The organism is Pseudomonas baltica (genome assembly GCF_014235765.1).
Lineage (GTDB): Bacteria > Pseudomonadota > Gammaproteobacteria > Pseudomonadales > Pseudomonadaceae > Aquipseudomonas > Aquipseudomonas baltica.
Window position 1 is genome coordinate 160971 of record NZ_JACMYH010000003.1, and the last position, 13948, is coordinate 174918.

12 protein-coding genes are annotated in these 13948 nt (G+C 62.8%); 8 read left to right on the forward strand and 4 right to left on the reverse strand.

Going from position 1 to position 13948, the window contains the following annotated elements:
- Window positions 1–7 precede the first annotated feature (7 nt).
- Both H7993_RS13125 and H7993_RS13130 read right to left on the reverse strand, forming a co-directional pair.
- Complete coding sequence (locus tag H7993_RS13125; RefSeq protein ID WP_185794650.1) at window positions 8–1450, reverse strand: alanine/glycine:cation symporter family protein; 1443 nt, start codon at window positions 1448–1450, stop codon at window positions 8–10.
- Window positions 1451–1663: 213 nt separating this feature from the next.
- The gene (locus H7993_RS13130) at window positions 1664–3088 is read right to left on the reverse strand and encodes an aspartate ammonia-lyase (RefSeq protein ID WP_122479996.1); all 1425 of its coding nucleotides are present in this window, start codon (window positions 3086–3088) and stop codon (window positions 1664–1666) included.
- Window positions 3089–3361: 273 nt separating this feature from the next.
- Between H7993_RS13130 and H7993_RS13135 the strand changes: the two genes are divergently transcribed.
- The 5 genes from H7993_RS13135 (at window position 3362) to H7993_RS13155 (ending at window position 7186) form a co-directional block, all read left to right on the forward strand.
- The gene (locus tag H7993_RS13135) at window positions 3362–4270 is read left to right on the forward strand and encodes a LysR substrate-binding domain-containing protein (protein ID WP_185794651.1); all 909 of its coding nucleotides are present in this window, start codon (window positions 3362–3364) and stop codon (window positions 4268–4270) included.
- 314 nt (window positions 4271–4584) lie between these two features.
- A complete protein-coding gene (gene purE / locus H7993_RS13140; protein ID WP_122479994.1) occupies window positions 4585–5076 on the forward strand; it encodes a 5-(carboxyamino)imidazole ribonucleotide mutase in 492 nt (163 codons plus the stop codon).
- 11 nt (window positions 5077–5087) lie between these two features.
- Window positions 5088–6170, forward strand: coding sequence for a 5-(carboxyamino)imidazole ribonucleotide synthase (locus H7993_RS13145; RefSeq protein ID WP_185794652.1), 1083 nt, complete (start codon window positions 5088–5090; stop codon window positions 6168–6170).
- Window positions 6171–6263: 93 nt separating this feature from the next.
- Window positions 6264–6512, forward strand: coding sequence for a GlsB/YeaQ/YmgE family stress response membrane protein (locus H7993_RS13150; protein ID WP_122479992.1), 249 nt, complete (start codon window positions 6264–6266; stop codon window positions 6510–6512).
- Between the two features lie 140 nt (window positions 6513–6652).
- Window positions 6653–7186 (forward strand): DUF3299 domain-containing protein, encoded by a 534-nt coding sequence (locus H7993_RS13155; RefSeq protein ID WP_122479991.1) that lies wholly within the window; start codon window positions 6653–6655, stop codon window positions 7184–7186.
- 124 nt (window positions 7187–7310) lie between these two features.
- Here the strand turns inward: H7993_RS13155 and H7993_RS13160 are convergent, their stop codons facing one another.
- Both H7993_RS13160 and H7993_RS13165 read right to left on the reverse strand, forming a co-directional pair.
- Complete coding sequence (locus tag H7993_RS13160; RefSeq protein WP_185794653.1) at window positions 7311–8213, reverse strand: D-hexose-6-phosphate mutarotase; 903 nt, start codon at window positions 8211–8213, stop codon at window positions 7311–7313.
- A gap of 51 nt (window positions 8214–8264) precedes the next feature.
- Window positions 8265–8666, reverse strand: a complete 402-nt coding sequence (locus H7993_RS13165) for an acyl-CoA thioesterase (protein ID WP_043192132.1) — start codon at window positions 8664–8666, stop codon at window positions 8265–8267.
- Window positions 8667–8991: 325 nt separating this feature from the next.
- Here H7993_RS13165 and H7993_RS13170 point away from each other — a divergent pair, with 325 nt between their 5' ends.
- The 3 genes from H7993_RS13170 to H7993_RS13180 all read left to right on the forward strand — a co-directional run bounded on the left by H7993_RS13170 (window position 8992) and on the right by H7993_RS13180 (window position 13932).
- A complete protein-coding gene (locus H7993_RS13170) occupies window positions 8992–10281 on the forward strand; it encodes an MFS transporter (RefSeq protein ID WP_122479989.1) in 1290 nt (429 codons plus the stop codon).
- Between the two features lie 161 nt (window positions 10282–10442).
- Window positions 10443–11441, forward strand: coding sequence for a phosphate ABC transporter substrate-binding protein PstS (locus H7993_RS13175; protein ID WP_185794654.1), 999 nt, complete (start codon window positions 10443–10445; stop codon window positions 11439–11441).
- 205 nt (window positions 11442–11646) lie between these two features.
- Window positions 11647–13932, forward strand: coding sequence for an ABC transporter permease subunit (locus H7993_RS13180; protein WP_185794655.1), 2286 nt, complete (start codon window positions 11647–11649; stop codon window positions 13930–13932).
- The last annotated feature ends 16 nt before the right edge of the window (window positions 13933–13948 follow it).

Genomic DNA, 13948 nt, shown 5'->3' on the forward strand with positions numbered 1-13948 from the left:
AGCCTCCTTAACGCTGGACGGGCAGGGGTGCCTGGGCCTTTTCATCGGCTGCCGCCGGATTTGGCACCGGCCAGGCCTTGAGGTCCAGGTCGAGGTCGGCGAACTGCCGCGAATCGAACACCGGTACCTTGATCCCGGCACTGCGCTGCGCATCATAGTCGCGCAGCAGGCGCAGGCCGGTCTTGAACAGCATGGCCAAAGCGATCAGGTTGACGAAGGCCAGCAGGGTCATGGTGATGTCGGCGAAGGCAAACACCGTTTCCAGGTTTTCGATGGCGCCCCAGAAGATCAGCAACAGCACGATCGCGCGGTACACCAGCACCGCCTTGCGGTTGTCGCCGATGAGGAAGCGCAGGCTGTTCTCGCCCAGATAATAGTTGTAGAGGATCGAGGTGAATACGAACAGCGACAAGGCGACACTGATGAACACCCGGCCCCATTCACCCACCACGTTGGCCAGCGAGTTCTGCGTCAGAGCAATGCCATCGCCCTCGAAGCCCGGCGTGTAGAAGCCCGACAGCAGGATCACCAGTGCGGTACAGGTACAGATCACGAAAGTGTCGAGGAAGACGCTGAACGCCTGCACCACGCCCTGTGCAACCGGGTGCTCGACCTGTGCCACGGCGGCTACGTTGGGCGCACTGCCCAGGCCCGCTTCGTTGGCGAACACACCACGTTTCACGCCCATGACGATGGCGCTGCCGAGCAGGCCGCCGAATACCGGGTCCAGGCCGAACGCGCTGCGCACGATGGTCGCCAGCATTTCCGGAACCTGATCGAACTGCAGCACGATCACATAGAGGCTGACGGCGATGTAGGCCAGGGTCTTGACCGGCACCAGCAGGTCGGCGACCGCCGCGATTCGCTTGATACCACCGAAGAACACCAGGCCCAGCAACGCGGCCAGGCCGACGCCGGTCCAAGTGGTGGACAGGCCGAAGGCATCGTTCAGCGAACTGGTGACCGCATGCGATTGCAAGCCGTTGAAGGCAAAGCCGAAGGTCAGCAGCAACAGCACCGCCATGACCATCCCCAGCCAGCGCTTGCCCAGGCCGTGCTGAATGTAGAACGAAGGACCGCCGCGGTATTGGCCGTCGGGGTCGCAGCGCTTGTAGGCCTGCGCCAGGGTACATTCGAAGAAGCTGCTGGCCATGCCCACCAGGGCGGTGACCCACATCCAGAACACCGCGCCCGGGCCACCCAGGGTCACGGCAATGCCGACGCCTGCAATGTTACCGGCGCCGACTCGCCCGGCCAGGCTGAGCATCAGTGCCTGAAACGAGCTGAGCTGGTCTGAACTGTTGCGCAGGCTGTCGCGGAACACACTGAACATGTGCAGGAAGTGGCGCAGTTGGACGAAGCGCGAGCGCACGGTGAAATAGCCACCGAGGCCGACGATAAGCACGATCAGGACTTTTCCCGAGAGGAAGTCGTTGATGACTTCAAGCATGGGGGTTACCTCGTCAAGTTCAAAAGGGCGGCACTATACCCATAGGTGTTAGGCCGCGCAGCTTTTTGGTGCATAGGACTGGGCATATTCATCTTGTGGGATGTTTGACCCAGGGCGTTACAGCGGCACAAAAAAAGGGCTCCGAAATTGCTCTCGGAGCCCTCAAAAGGTGAGAGGTGTCTAGTCCCTCGACCTGGTGAGCGTACGGCCGGCTCAGGCCTTGAGGGGCACGAGGCGCGGCGCGATCATGTTTTCCGGGCGCAGGATGTCGGCCAGCATGGCGTCGTCGAGCAGGCCTTCCTCACGTACCAGCTCCAGCACGCCGCGACCTGTCTGCAGGGCGATGCGAGCGATACGGGTGGCGTTTTCATAGCCAATGTAGGGGTTCAGCGCGGTGACCAGGCCGATGGAGTGCTCCACCAGCTCGCGGCAGCGCTGTTCGTTGGCGGTGATGCCGACGATGCAGTGTTCACGCAGCATGTCCATGGCGCGCTGCAGCAGGCGGATGGAGTCGAAGATCTTGTAGGCGATCAGCGGTTCCATGACGTTGAGCTGCAACTGCCCGCCCTCGGCGGCGATGGTCAAGGCGAGGTCGTTGCCCATGATCTCAAAGGCGCACATGTTGACCGCTTCGGGAATCACCGGATTGACCTTGCCCGGCATGATCGAGCTACCCGGCTGGCGCGCCGGCAGGTTGATCTCGTTGATGCCGGTACGCGGGCCGCTGGACAGCAGGCGCAGGTCGTTGCAGATCTTCGACAGCTTGACCGCAGTGCGCTTGAGCATGCCGGAGAACAGCACGAAGGCACCCATGTCGGAGGTTGCTTCGATCAGGTCGGCGGCGGGCACCAGCGGCTGGCCGCTGATGGTGGCCAGGCGCGACACGGCCAGGGCCTGATAGCCCGGGTCGGCGTTGATGCCGGTGCCGATGGCGGTGCCACCCAGGTTGACTTCGGTCAGCAGTTCCGGAGCCAGGCTGCGCAGGCGGTTGAGGTCTTCGGTCAACGTGGTGGCGAAGGCCTTGAATTCCTGGCCCAGAGTCATCGGCACGGCGTCCTGCAGCTGGGTCCGACCCATCTTCAGCACGTGAGCGAATTCCACGCCCTTGGCGGCAAATGCCTGGATGAGGCTGTCGAGGCTGGCCAGCAGGGCGTCATGGCCCAGCAGCAGACCCAGGCGAATGGCCGTCGGGTAGGCGTCGTTGGTCGACTGCGCCATGTTCACGTCGTTGTTGGGGTGCAGGTACTGGTATTCGCCTTTCTGATGGCCCATGACTTCCAGGGCGATGTTGGCGATCACCTCGTTGGCATTCATGTTGGTGGACGTACCGGCGCCACCCTGAATCATGTCGACCACGAACTGATCGTGGAAATCGCCGCGCACCAGGCGGGCACACGCTTCACTGATTGCCGCATGCTTTGCTGTGTTCAGATGCCCCAACTGGTGGTTGGCATCGGCGGCGGCCTGCTTGACCATGGCCAGGGCCACGACCAGCTTGGGGTAGTGCGACAACGGCACGCCGGAGAGGCGGAAGTTGTGCACGGCGCGCAGGGTTTGAATGCCGTAGTAGGCTTCAGCCGGGACTTCGAGAACGCCGAGCAGGTCTTTTTCAGTGCGCAGTGATGCAGCGGAGGACATGATAGAGATAATCTCTGTAGAGGCCCGGCAAGTGCCGGAATGCTTGCAATGCTAGGCCTGTAGCAGATTTGCGGCTAATGCTGATGCTTGCTGGGGTATGCATAATCGGCATAATGGCGCATGTGACGCGCAAGGGTGATCCGGCGTATTCCAATGACGTCGGTGTTGTCCGCCGACGCGGCTTGCGCCGCTGCTACAAGGGATCCCTGTAGCAGCGGCGCGAGCCGCGTCCGGCTGTTACACGCTGCCCGAATCAACGTACCGAGAACCGACATGAACCTGGAAAGCAAATGGCTGGAAGATTTCAGCGCACTGGCGGCCACCCGCAGCTTTTCACAAGCGGCTGAACGCCGCTTCGTCACCCAGCCTGCGTTCAGCCGGCGTATCCGCAGCCTGGAAGCTGCGCTGGGCCTGACGTTGGTGAATCGATCGCGCACGCCGGTCGAGTTGACCGAGGCCGGTCAGTTGTTTCTGGTCACGGCGCGCACGGTGGTCGACCAACTGGGCGAGGTGTTGCGTCATCTGCATCACTTGGAGGGCGGGCAGGGCGAGGTCATGCAGGTGGCTGCAGCGCACTCGCTGGCATTGGGGTTCTTTCCGGGCTGGATCGCGAAACTGCGCAATGATGGCCTGCCCATCGCGACCCGCCTGGTGGCCACCAACGTCGGCGATGCCGTGCATGCGTTGCGCGAGGGCGGCTGTGACCTGATGCTGGCGTTCTACGACCCCGATTCGGCGATGCAGATGGACCCGGAGATATTTCCGTCGCTGCACCTGGGCACCACCGAGATGCTGCCCATCTGCGCCAGCGACGCCCAGGGCCAGCCGTTGTTCGACCTGGAAGGCGAGGGCAGCATTCCACTGCTGGCTTACACCGCAGGCGCATTTCTCGGGCGCTCGGTGAACCTGCTGCTGCGTCAGCGCAGCCTGCGCTATACCACGGTGTACGAAACCGCCATGGCCGACAGCCTGAAAAGCATGGCGCTCGAAGGCCTGGGGATCGCCTGGGTGCCGCGCCTGAGCGTACGCGCCGAGCTGGCTCGCGGCGAGCTGGTGGTGTGTGGCGGGCAGCAGTGGCACGTGCCGTTGGAGATTCGCGTGTATCGCTGTGCGTTGGTGCGCAAGGCCAATGTGCGGCTGTTGTGGAAGCGGTTGGAGGGTGCGGCGGCGGGCAGCGCCTGACTCGATTCGGCGGTGCTGCCTTCGCGGCCACTGGCCGCTCCTACGCAAAGCCATCGTGTTTCGTGTAGGAGCGGCCAGTGGCCGCGAAGCGTTCACCGCCGATTTCACTGACCTGAAAGTCAACAAACCCGCGCTTCGCAGCCATTTGACGGTCGGTCGAGATGGCTGCAATAAATCTTCATTCTTACGGTATACTGCGCGGCCTTCGGCCGGTCTGTTCCGGCCATTATTCGCATAACGAGCCACGCCGGTCTTCCTGCGTGGCTCGTTGTTTTTTGACGCGCCTGCGGGCGCCCAAGAGAAGAGGCTCGACGATGAGTGCATTGGTTGGCGTGATCATGGGCTCCAAGTCCGATTGGTCCACCCTTAGCCACACCGCCGATATGCTGGAAAAGCTCGGTATTCCCTTCGAGGTCAAGGTGGTTTCCGCCCACCGCACCCCGGACCTGCTGTTCCAGTATGCCGACGAGGCCGAAAGCCGCGGCATCGAGGTGATCATCGCCGGCGCCGGCGGCGCGGCGCATCTGCCAGGCATGTGCGCGGCCAAGACGCACCTGCCGGTTCTGGGTGTGCCGGTGCAGTCGTCCATGCTGTCGGGCGTCGACTCGCTGCTGTCCATCGTGCAGATGCCGGCGGGCATTCCGGTCGCCACACTGGCCATCGGCAAGGCCGGCGCGATCAACGCCGCGCTGCTGTCGGCCAGCATCCTGGGCGCCAAGCACCCGCAGTTCCACACTGCGCTGAAAACGTTCCGCGCCGAGCAGACAGACAACGTTCTGGACAATCCCGACCCGCGCCAGGCCTGAGGTTCTTTGACATGAAGATCGGTGTAATCGGTGGCGGCCAACTGGGCCGCATGCTGGCCTTGGCCGGTACCCCCCTGGGGATGAATTTCGCGTTCCTGGACCCGGCGCCCGATGCCTGTGCCGCCCCCCTGGGCGAGCACCTGCGGGCCGACTATGGCGACCAGGATCACCTGCGCCAGTTGGCCGACGAAGTCGACCTGGTCACCTTCGAGTTCGAAAGCGTTCCGGCCGAGACCGTGGCGTTCCTGTCGCAATTCGTACCGGTGTATCCCAGCGCCGACGCGCTGCGCATCGCCCGTGACCGCTGGTTCGAAAAAAGCATGTTCAAGGACCTGGGCGTGCCGACGCCGACGTTCGCCGACATCCAGTCCCAGGCCGATCTCGACGCCGCGGTGGCCAGCATCGGCCTGCCCGCCGTGCTGAAAACCCGTACCCTGGGCTATGACGGCAAAGGCCAGAAGGTCCTGCGCAGCGCCACCGACGTGGCCGGGACCTTCGCCGAACTGGGCAGCGTGCCGTGCCTGCTCGAAGGCTTCGTGCCCTTTACCGGCGAAGTGTCGCTGATCGCCGTGCGCGCACGCGATGGCGAGACCCGCTTCTACCCGCTGGTGCACAACACCCACGAGGCCGGCATCCTGCGCCTGTCGGTGGCAAGCACCGCGCATCCACTGCAGGGGCTGGCCGAAGACTACGCTGGTCGTGTGCTGCAAAAGCTCGACTACGTTGGCGTACTGGCGTTCGAGTTCTTCGAAGTGGACGGTGGCTTGAAGGCCAATGAAATCGCGCCCCGCGTGCACAACTCCGGGCACTGGACCATCGAAGGCGCCGAGTGCAGCCAGTTCGAAAACCACCTGCGCGCCGTGGCCGGGCTGCCATTGGGTTCGACCGCCAAGGTCGGCGAAAGCGCCATGCTCAACTTCATCGGCGAAGTGCCGGCAGTGGCGCAGGTCGCGGCCATCGACGACTGCCATCTGCACCACTACGGCAAGGCGTTCAAGGTCGGGCGCAAGGTCGGTCATGCCACCGTGCGCTGTGCCGATCGCGCCACGTTGCAACGCCAGATCGCCGAAGTGCAGGCCCTTATCCAGGGTTGAGGAACCATTGCCGACCATCAACCCTCTGATGGCTGTACGCCAAGGCTGCTATCGCAGCTTGGCATCAAGCCTGTTCATATCAGAGGGAATATCATGGGAATCATCGGGACTATCTTCATCGGCTTGATCGTTGGTCTGCTGGCGCGTTTTCTGAAGCCTGGCGATGACAGCATGGGTTGGATCATGACCATTCTGCTGGGTATCGCCGGCTCCCTGGCTGCGACCTACGGTGGTCAGGCGCTGGGTATCTACCGAGCTGGCGAAGGTGCCGGCTTCCTCGGCGCGCTGGTCGGCGCGATCATCCTGCTGGTGATCTACGGCATGGTCAGCAAGAAGCGTTGATTCAACGCGCCTGATACCTGCGGCAGCCCTGCAGGTACCTGACTGGTCGCACCGCAGCCCCCCTCGAGCTTGCCTCGGTGGGGGCTGCGTCACGTCTGGGCTGTGGTTAGAATGGCCGACTTTCCACTCTGGGCCCTGCCATGCGCCGACTTCTACTGCTCTGCTTCATGTTCGCCGCAGCCACTGCGCATGCTGAACTGCCGGAAACCGACTGGCTGCAGCTGATGCCCAAGGCCGACCAGCAGGCTTTGGAGCGGATGCCCGAAATCGACCACGACTCACCCGAGGCGCAGGGCACGTTCACCGAAAAGGGTGGCATGAAGCAAGCCAAGGGTCTGCCGGCGGTGATGTATTCCACCAAGACCGTGGCGGCCATGAACGGCAAGGACATTCGCATCGGTGGCTACCCCGTTCCGCTGGAAAGCGATGCCAAGGGCAACAGCACGCTGTTCTTCCTGGTGCCATACCCAGGCGCGTGCATTCACGTTCCGCCGCCGCCGCCGAACCAGTTGATCCTGGTGCGCTACCCCAAGGGGCTGAAGCTGGCCGATATCTACACGCCGTTGTGGGTCACGGGCAAGGTCAAGGTGGAGAAGGTCAGCAACGACCTGGCCGATGCGGCTTATGCGCTGGATGCGCAGAAAGTGCGGGTGGTAGAGGAGTCGGATTTGTGATTCTGCAGGTCTGGCCTCTTCGCGGGTAGAAGGCTCGCCGCCCGCCCCGCTCCCACAGTGGGGCATACAGCGTCCATGTGGGAGCGGGCTCTGCCCGCGAAGAGGCCGGACCTGCCTGCAAATATCAAAGCTCTGAAGCTGTAAACCTGACGCCCATGGCACAGGCCGCACCGGGTGCCAGCGTCACTACGTCATCCCAGACGTTCGCCGTCTCGATGCACAGCATGCCCTGCCAACCGTCGTCGGCCATGTCCGGCAAGGCCGTGGCGCGCTCGACCCACGGGTTCCACACCACTGCGCTGCGCGAGCCGGTGGAGGCGAGGGTCACCCGCCGTTGCCAGCCCGGGTCGACGAAACTCAGCTGCGCTGGAGTATTCAGGTAGATCCGGTCGGTTTCGCCGGCAAACCCGAGCACGCCAGCCTGCTGGCGGGGCTGCCAGCCGTCCAGGGTTTCGATGTAGGTCAGGCCGCCTAGGCACTCGACGGTGGCCTGACGCACGTCGCTCACCGCAAAGTAACTGTGCAGCGCCTGGCTCAGGCTGACGGGATGGTCGTCCAGGTTGCGACTGTGCAAGGTGATCTCCAGCGCCTCGCCAAGTACCACGCACAGCCTGACCTCGACCTTGTGCGGCCACCCTGGCAATTCACCGCGAGCTGCCTGCGGCACGCTCAATTCGACCTTAATGCCCGATTCGAGCTGGTCGATACCCAGCAACTCCCAGTCCAGCGTCCGCACCAGGCCGTGGGCAGGTGCCTCGTCGCTGGCGGTGCGCATGGCCTGTACCGCCTCGGGATTGCGCCCAAGGTTGCCGAACCATGGCCAACACACCGGCACGCCGGTGCGAACGGCCTTGCCCGGCTTGTAGAGGGCGGCCGGGTTGGGCCAGATCAGCGGCTGCTGACCGTGACGCTGATAGCTGATTACCTGGGCGCCCTGTTGCGCGATCAGCAGCTCAGCCTGATCGGTGCTGATGCGCCAGCAATTGAGTTCATCGAGCTTGACCGATTCGACCTGCGGCTCAGACATGAAGAGTTCTCGCTATGGGTTCAAAAAGTCGGCTGATGCGCCGGTGGTGCATCAGCGCCGCGGTGGTACCGCGCGTGTGCGGCCGCTGCCGTCGATGGCGACGAACACGAAGACGGCCTCGGTGACCTTGCGCCATTCGCTCGACAGTGGATCGTCGCTCCATACCTCGACCATCATCTGGATCGAGCTGCGGCCGATCTCCAGGGTCTGGGTATAGAAGGACAATTGCGCGCCGACGGCAACCGGGACCAGGAACGCCATGCGATCGATGGCTACCGTCGCCACCCGTCCACCGGCGACCTTGCTGGCCATGGCCGTTCCGGCCAGATCCATCTGGGCGACCAGCCAGCCGCCGAAAATATCGCCAAAGCCGTTGGTTTCGCGTGGCAGCGCGGTGATCTGCAAGGCCAGGTCGCCTTGGGGAATGGGATCTTCTTGTTCGAGTTCAATCATGCCGGGGGGGCCTCTGACCCGTGACGCTTTATTGGAGTGGCGCATTGATCGGCGCCAATGACAAAAGCCTACACGGCTTTTCTTTCAACTGGCGCACACAGGGTACCTCTGCGAAATCGGCTACAACGCTAGCTGCGTTTTCGCACAAGACCCTTTAATTAAGGCCAGTATATAGGCGCAGAACCGCCATAACGACCGTTCGCTGTCCAATTACTGCGATTGCCAATACAGGCCATGTGCTTTTTCTAGCAATTTGCTATCGTGCCTGCACTGCCAAACCCAAAACAGCAACAAAGCTGTGGATTTGTATATAAGAGAACATCACATGACCGCCGCGCCTTCGAGTATCGCTCCGCCTTCGCGTCCGCTGACCCGCAGTGATTACAAGACACTTTCGTTGTCCGCCCTGGGCGGTGCACTTGAGTTCTACGACTTCATCATCTTCGTGTTCTTTGCGGCGGTGGTGGGCAAGTTGTTCTTTCCTGCCGACATGCCCGAGTGGCTGCGGCTGATGCAAACCTTCGGCATCTTCGCCGCTGGCTATCTGGCGCGGCCGCTGGGCGGCATCATCATGGCGCACTTCGGTGACCTGTTGGGGCGCAAGAAGATGTTCACGTTGAGCATCTTCATGATGGCCGTGCCCACCCTGATCATGGGCCTACTGCCCACTTACGCACAGATCGGCATCTTTGCGCCCATCCTGTTGCTGTTGATGCGGGTGATCCAGGGCGCGGCCATCGGCGGCGAAGTACCCGGGGCCTGGGTGTTCGTCTCAGAGCACGTGCCGGGGCGCAACGTCGGCTATGCCTGCGGCACGCTGACCTGCGGCTTGACCACCGGGATCCTGCTGGGCTCGCTGATGGCCACTGCCATCAACAGCATCTACACCCCGGCCGAGGTTTCGGACTACGCCTGGCGTATCCCTTTCCTGATCGGCGGTGTGTTCGGCCTGGCGTCGGTGTACCTGCGTCGCTGGCTGCATGAAACCCCGGTCTTCGCCGAACTGCAGCAGCGCAAGGCGCTGGCCGCCGAAGTGCCGCTGCGCACGGTGCTGCGCGACCATCGTGGGGCCGTGGCCATTTCCATGCTGCTGACCTGGTTGCTCTCGGCGGGGATCATTGTGGTCATCCTGATGACCCCGACCATTCTGCAGACCCTCTACGGCTTTACCCCCAAGCAGTCGCTGCAGGCCAACAGCCTGGCTATCGTGTTCCTGAGCCTGGGCTGCATCGGTTCGGGCGCGCTGGCTGACCGCTTCGGCGCCGGCAAGGTGTTCGTGGTCGGCAGCCTGGCGCTGCTGGCCACCTCCTGGACCCTGTTCCACAGCCTGCACGCGCATCCCGACTGGCTGTTTCCGCTGTATGCGGTGACTGGCCTGTGCGTGGGCGTGATCGGCGCGGTGCCCTACGTGATGGTCAAGGCGTTCCCGGCAGTGGTGCGTTTCTCCGGCCTGTCGTTCTCCTACAACGTGGCCTATGCCATCTTCGGCGGCCTGACGCCGATGGCAGTGACCCTGCTGATGAAGTCCAATCCCATGGGGCCGGCCTATTATGTGGCGGCGATCTGTGTGATCGGCTTCTTGTGCGGGTTGTACCTGATGGCCAAGAAGCGCTGAATCCGTTGGCCTCGTTCGCTGGCAGAGCCAGCGAACGAGGCCCGCACGGAGGATGATGGCCATTCATCCTACTGTCACAATCCTTTCATAGAGTGTCCCCACGGCCCGCCAATACCGAGCGCCGAGTCAACACCCTTTTCTGGATTTGCTAGGAGCAAGGCATGAAACTCACGCGTTTGATGGCCGCCATGACCTTCGTCGCCGCAGGCATTGCCACTGCCAATGCGGTAGCCGCCGTCGACCCTTCCATCCCTGCGTACGTCAAGACCACCGGCGTGTCGGGCAACTTGTCCAGTGTGGGCTCCGATACCCTGGCCAACCTGATGACCTTGTGGGCCGAGAACTACAAGAAGGAATACCCGAACGTCAATATCCAGATCCAGGCAGCAGGTTCGGCCACGGCGCCCACGGCGCTGATCGAAGGCACCGCCAACCTGGGGCCCATGAGCCGCAAGATGAAGGACACCGAGATGGCGGCCTTCGAGCAGAAATACGGCTACAAGCCCACGGCCATTCCGGTGGCCGTCGACGCCCTGGCCGTGTTCGTGCACAAGGACAACCCGATCCAGCACCTGACCATGGAACAGGTCGACGCGGTGTTCTCGTCCACTCGCCTATGTGGCGCCAAGGCCGATGTGAAGACCTGGGGCGAACTGGGCGTGACCGGCGACCTGGCCAACAAACCGGTGCAGCTGTTCGGGCGCAACTCGGTGTCCGGTACCTATGGCTATTTCAAGGAAGAGGCCCTGTGCAAGGGTGACTACAAGCCCAACGTCAACGAGCAGCCAGGCTCGGCCTCGGTGGTACAGTCGATCAGCAGCTCGCTCAATGGCATTGGCTACTCGGGTATCGGTTACAAGACCGCCAGTGTGAAGACCGTCCCGCTGGCCAAGAAAGGCACCAGCGAGTTCATCGAAGACACCGAGGAAAACGCCCTGAACGGCAAGTATCCGTTGTCGCGCTTCCTCTATGTGTACGTCAACAAGGCACCGAACAAGCCGCTGGCGCCGCTGGAGGCCGAGTTCGTCAAGCTGATGCTGTCCAAGCAGGGCCAGGAAGTCGTGGTCAAGGATGGCTACATTCCCCTGCCGGCCAAAGTCGCCGCCAAGGCCCTGGCCGACCTGGGTCTGAAGGAAGGCGCAGACGTCGCCAAGCAATAAACATCGCCACCCCGTAGGAGCGGCCAGTGGCCGCGAAACGAGCGCCGCGGCACACCTGATGCACCGCAGTGACAGGTTCGCGGCCACAGACCGCTCCTACGGGATTAACCTACATCCATTCGCCGACGGCCTTGAGCCGGCCGGCGTTTTTGTCGCGTCACCTCATTGTCATGTTTCTGTCATACAGGATCGCTAGGGTGTGCGCATGAACGATCTGGCCAATTCCCCGATGACCCCGACTTCTCCACCCAAGCGCATCGATTTCAACACGCCCGAGATGCAGCGCAAGCGGCGTATTCGCGCGCTCAAGGATCGCTTCACGCGCTGGTATGTGTTGGTCGGTGGCCTGGCCGTGCTGGCCGCGATCACCTTGATCTTCTTCTTTCTCGCCTACGTGGTGGTGCCGCTGTTCAAAGGCGCAGACCTGACGGTCGAGCCGCCGCTGCATCCCGCTTGGCTGCAGGATGCCGGCAAGCCTCTGGTTTATGCGCTCGAAGAGCAGAACGAGGCGGGCATGCGCGTCTCGGAGCAGGGCACGGCACTGTTCTTCAATGCTCATACCGGGGAAGAGCTGTCGCGCACGGCGTTGCCGATTCCCGCCGGCGTGACCGTGACCGCCAGCGCCAAGGACCAGCCAGGTGCGCCACTGGTGGTACTGGGCCTGTCCAACGGCCAGGCTCTGGTGTTTCGCCACACCTACCGGGTGACTTACCCGGGTGGCAACAAGACGGTGACCCCGGCGATCGAATACCCCTACGGCAACGCCCCCATCGAACTTGATCCTCAAGGCCGCGCGCTGGAGCGGGTGAGCATCAATGCCAGCGACTCCAGCCTGATCCTGGCCGGTTCCACCGGCGATCAGCTCAACGTGCTGCAGCTCACCCGCGAAGAAAACATGATGACCGGCGAGGTCGTCAACGAGCAGAAGCGCATCGAGCTGCCGCAGATGAACCAGGCGGTGAAGGCGATCTTCATCGACCCGCGCCAGCAGTGGCTTTATGTGATCAACGGCCGTGCCCAGGTCGATGTTTTCAGCCTGCGCGACCGCAGCATGAACGGCCGCTACAAGCTCAGCGAAAACGCCGACACCCAGATCACCGCCAGCGCCCAGTTGGTCGGCGGCATCTCGCTGATCATCGGCGACTCCAGGGGCGGCCTGGCGCAATGGTTCATGGCCCGCGACGAAGACGGCGAACCGCGCCTCAAGCAGATTCGTACCTTCCAGATGGGACACACGCCGATCATCCAGATCAGCTCCGAACAGCGGCGCAAGGGCTTCACCGCCCTGGATGCATCCGGCCAGCTGGGGGTTTTCCACAGCACGGCGCACCGCACCCTGCTGGTCGAGCCCGTGGTCGACGGCGCGGGTATCTACGCCATGGCGCCGCGGGCCAACAAGCTCATGGTCGAAGCCAACGGCGCGTTGCAGCCCTTGACCCTGCACAACCCGCATCCGGAAGTTTCGTGGAGCTCGATGTGGAGCAAGGTCTGGTACGAAAACTACGACAAACCAGCCTATGTCTGGCAGTCGACCGCAGCCAACACCGATTTCGAACCCAAGATGAGCCTGGCGCCGCTGACGTTCGGCACCTTGAAGGCCGCGTTCTACGCAATGCTGCTGGCCGCACCGCTGGCCATTGCCGCGGCGATCTACACCGCCTACTTCATGGCCCCCGGCATGCGCCGCAAGGTCAAGCCGGTCATCGAGCTGATGGAAGCCATGCCTACGGTGATCCTCGGCTTCTTCGCCGGCCTGTTCCTGGCACCTTATGTCGAAGGTCACCTGCCCGGTATCTTCAGCCTGCTCCTGCTTACCCCGCTGGGCATCCTGAGCGCAGGTTTCGTGGTCAGTCGCCTGCCGGAGTCGATCCGCCTGCGCATTCCGGACGGTTGGGAAAGCGCGATCCTGATCCCGGTGATCCTGCTGGTAGGCTGGTTTGCGCTGTACATGAGCCCGTTCCTGGAAACCTGGTGGTTCGGCGGCGACATGCGCCTGTGGATCAGCAACGACCTGGGCATCACCTACGATCAGCGCAACGCCTTGGTGGTCGGTCTGGCCATGGGCTTCGCGGTCATTCCGAACATCTATTCGATTGCCGAGGACGCCGTGTTCAGCGTGCCGCGCGGCCTGACCCTGGGTTCGCTGGCGCTGGGCGCCACACCCTGGCAGACCCTGACCCGCGTGGTGATCCTGACCGCCAGCCCAGGCATCTTCTCGGCGCTGATGATCGGCATGGGCCGGGCCGTGGGCGAGACCATGATCGTACTGATGGCCACCGGCAACACACCGGTCATGGAAATGAACCTGTTCGAAGGCCTGCGCACCCTGGCGGCCAACGTCGCGGTGGAAATGCCCGAGTCGGAAGTAGGCGGCAGTCACTACCGCGTGCTGTTCCTCTCGGCCCTGGTGCTGCTGTTGTTCACCTTCGTCATGAACACCGCGGCCGAGCTGATTCGTCAGCGCCTGCGCAAAAAGTATTCATCGCTTTGAGAAAAGGTAGCCAGCT

Excerpts from the sequence above, each read along its gene's own strand:
- H7993_RS13125 (WP_185794650.1), bottom strand. The coding sequence starts at position 1,450 with ATGCTTGAAGTCATCAACGACTTCCTCTCGGGAAAAGTCCTGATCGTG.
- H7993_RS13130 (WP_122479996.1), bottom strand. The coding sequence starts at position 3,088 with ATGTCCTCCGCTGCATCACTGCGCACTGAAAAAGACCTGCTCGGCGTT.
- H7993_RS13135 (WP_185794651.1), top strand. The coding sequence starts at position 3,362 with ATGAACCTGGAAAGCAAATGGCTGGAAGATTTCAGCGCACTGGCGGCC.
- purE (WP_122479994.1), top strand. The coding sequence starts at position 4,585 with ATGAGTGCATTGGTTGGCGTGATCATGGGCTCCAAGTCCGATTGGTCC.
- H7993_RS13145 (WP_185794652.1), top strand. The coding sequence starts at position 5,088 with ATGAAGATCGGTGTAATCGGTGGCGGCCAACTGGGCCGCATGCTGGCC.
- H7993_RS13150 (WP_122479992.1), top strand. The coding sequence starts at position 6,264 with ATGGGAATCATCGGGACTATCTTCATCGGCTTGATCGTTGGTCTGCTG.
- H7993_RS13155 (WP_122479991.1), top strand. The coding sequence starts at position 6,653 with ATGCGCCGACTTCTACTGCTCTGCTTCATGTTCGCCGCAGCCACTGCG.
- H7993_RS13160 (WP_185794653.1), bottom strand. The coding sequence starts at position 8,213 with ATGTCTGAGCCGCAGGTCGAATCGGTCAAGCTCGATGAACTCAATTGC.
- H7993_RS13165 (WP_043192132.1), bottom strand. The coding sequence starts at position 8,666 with ATGATTGAACTCGAACAAGAAGATCCCATTCCCCAAGGCGACCTGGCC.
- H7993_RS13170 (WP_122479989.1), top strand. The coding sequence starts at position 8,992 with ATGACCGCCGCGCCTTCGAGTATCGCTCCGCCTTCGCGTCCGCTGACC.
- H7993_RS13175 (WP_185794654.1), top strand. The coding sequence starts at position 10,443 with ATGAAACTCACGCGTTTGATGGCCGCCATGACCTTCGTCGCCGCAGGC.
- H7993_RS13180 (WP_185794655.1), top strand. The coding sequence starts at position 11,647 with ATGAACGATCTGGCCAATTCCCCGATGACCCCGACTTCTCCACCCAAG.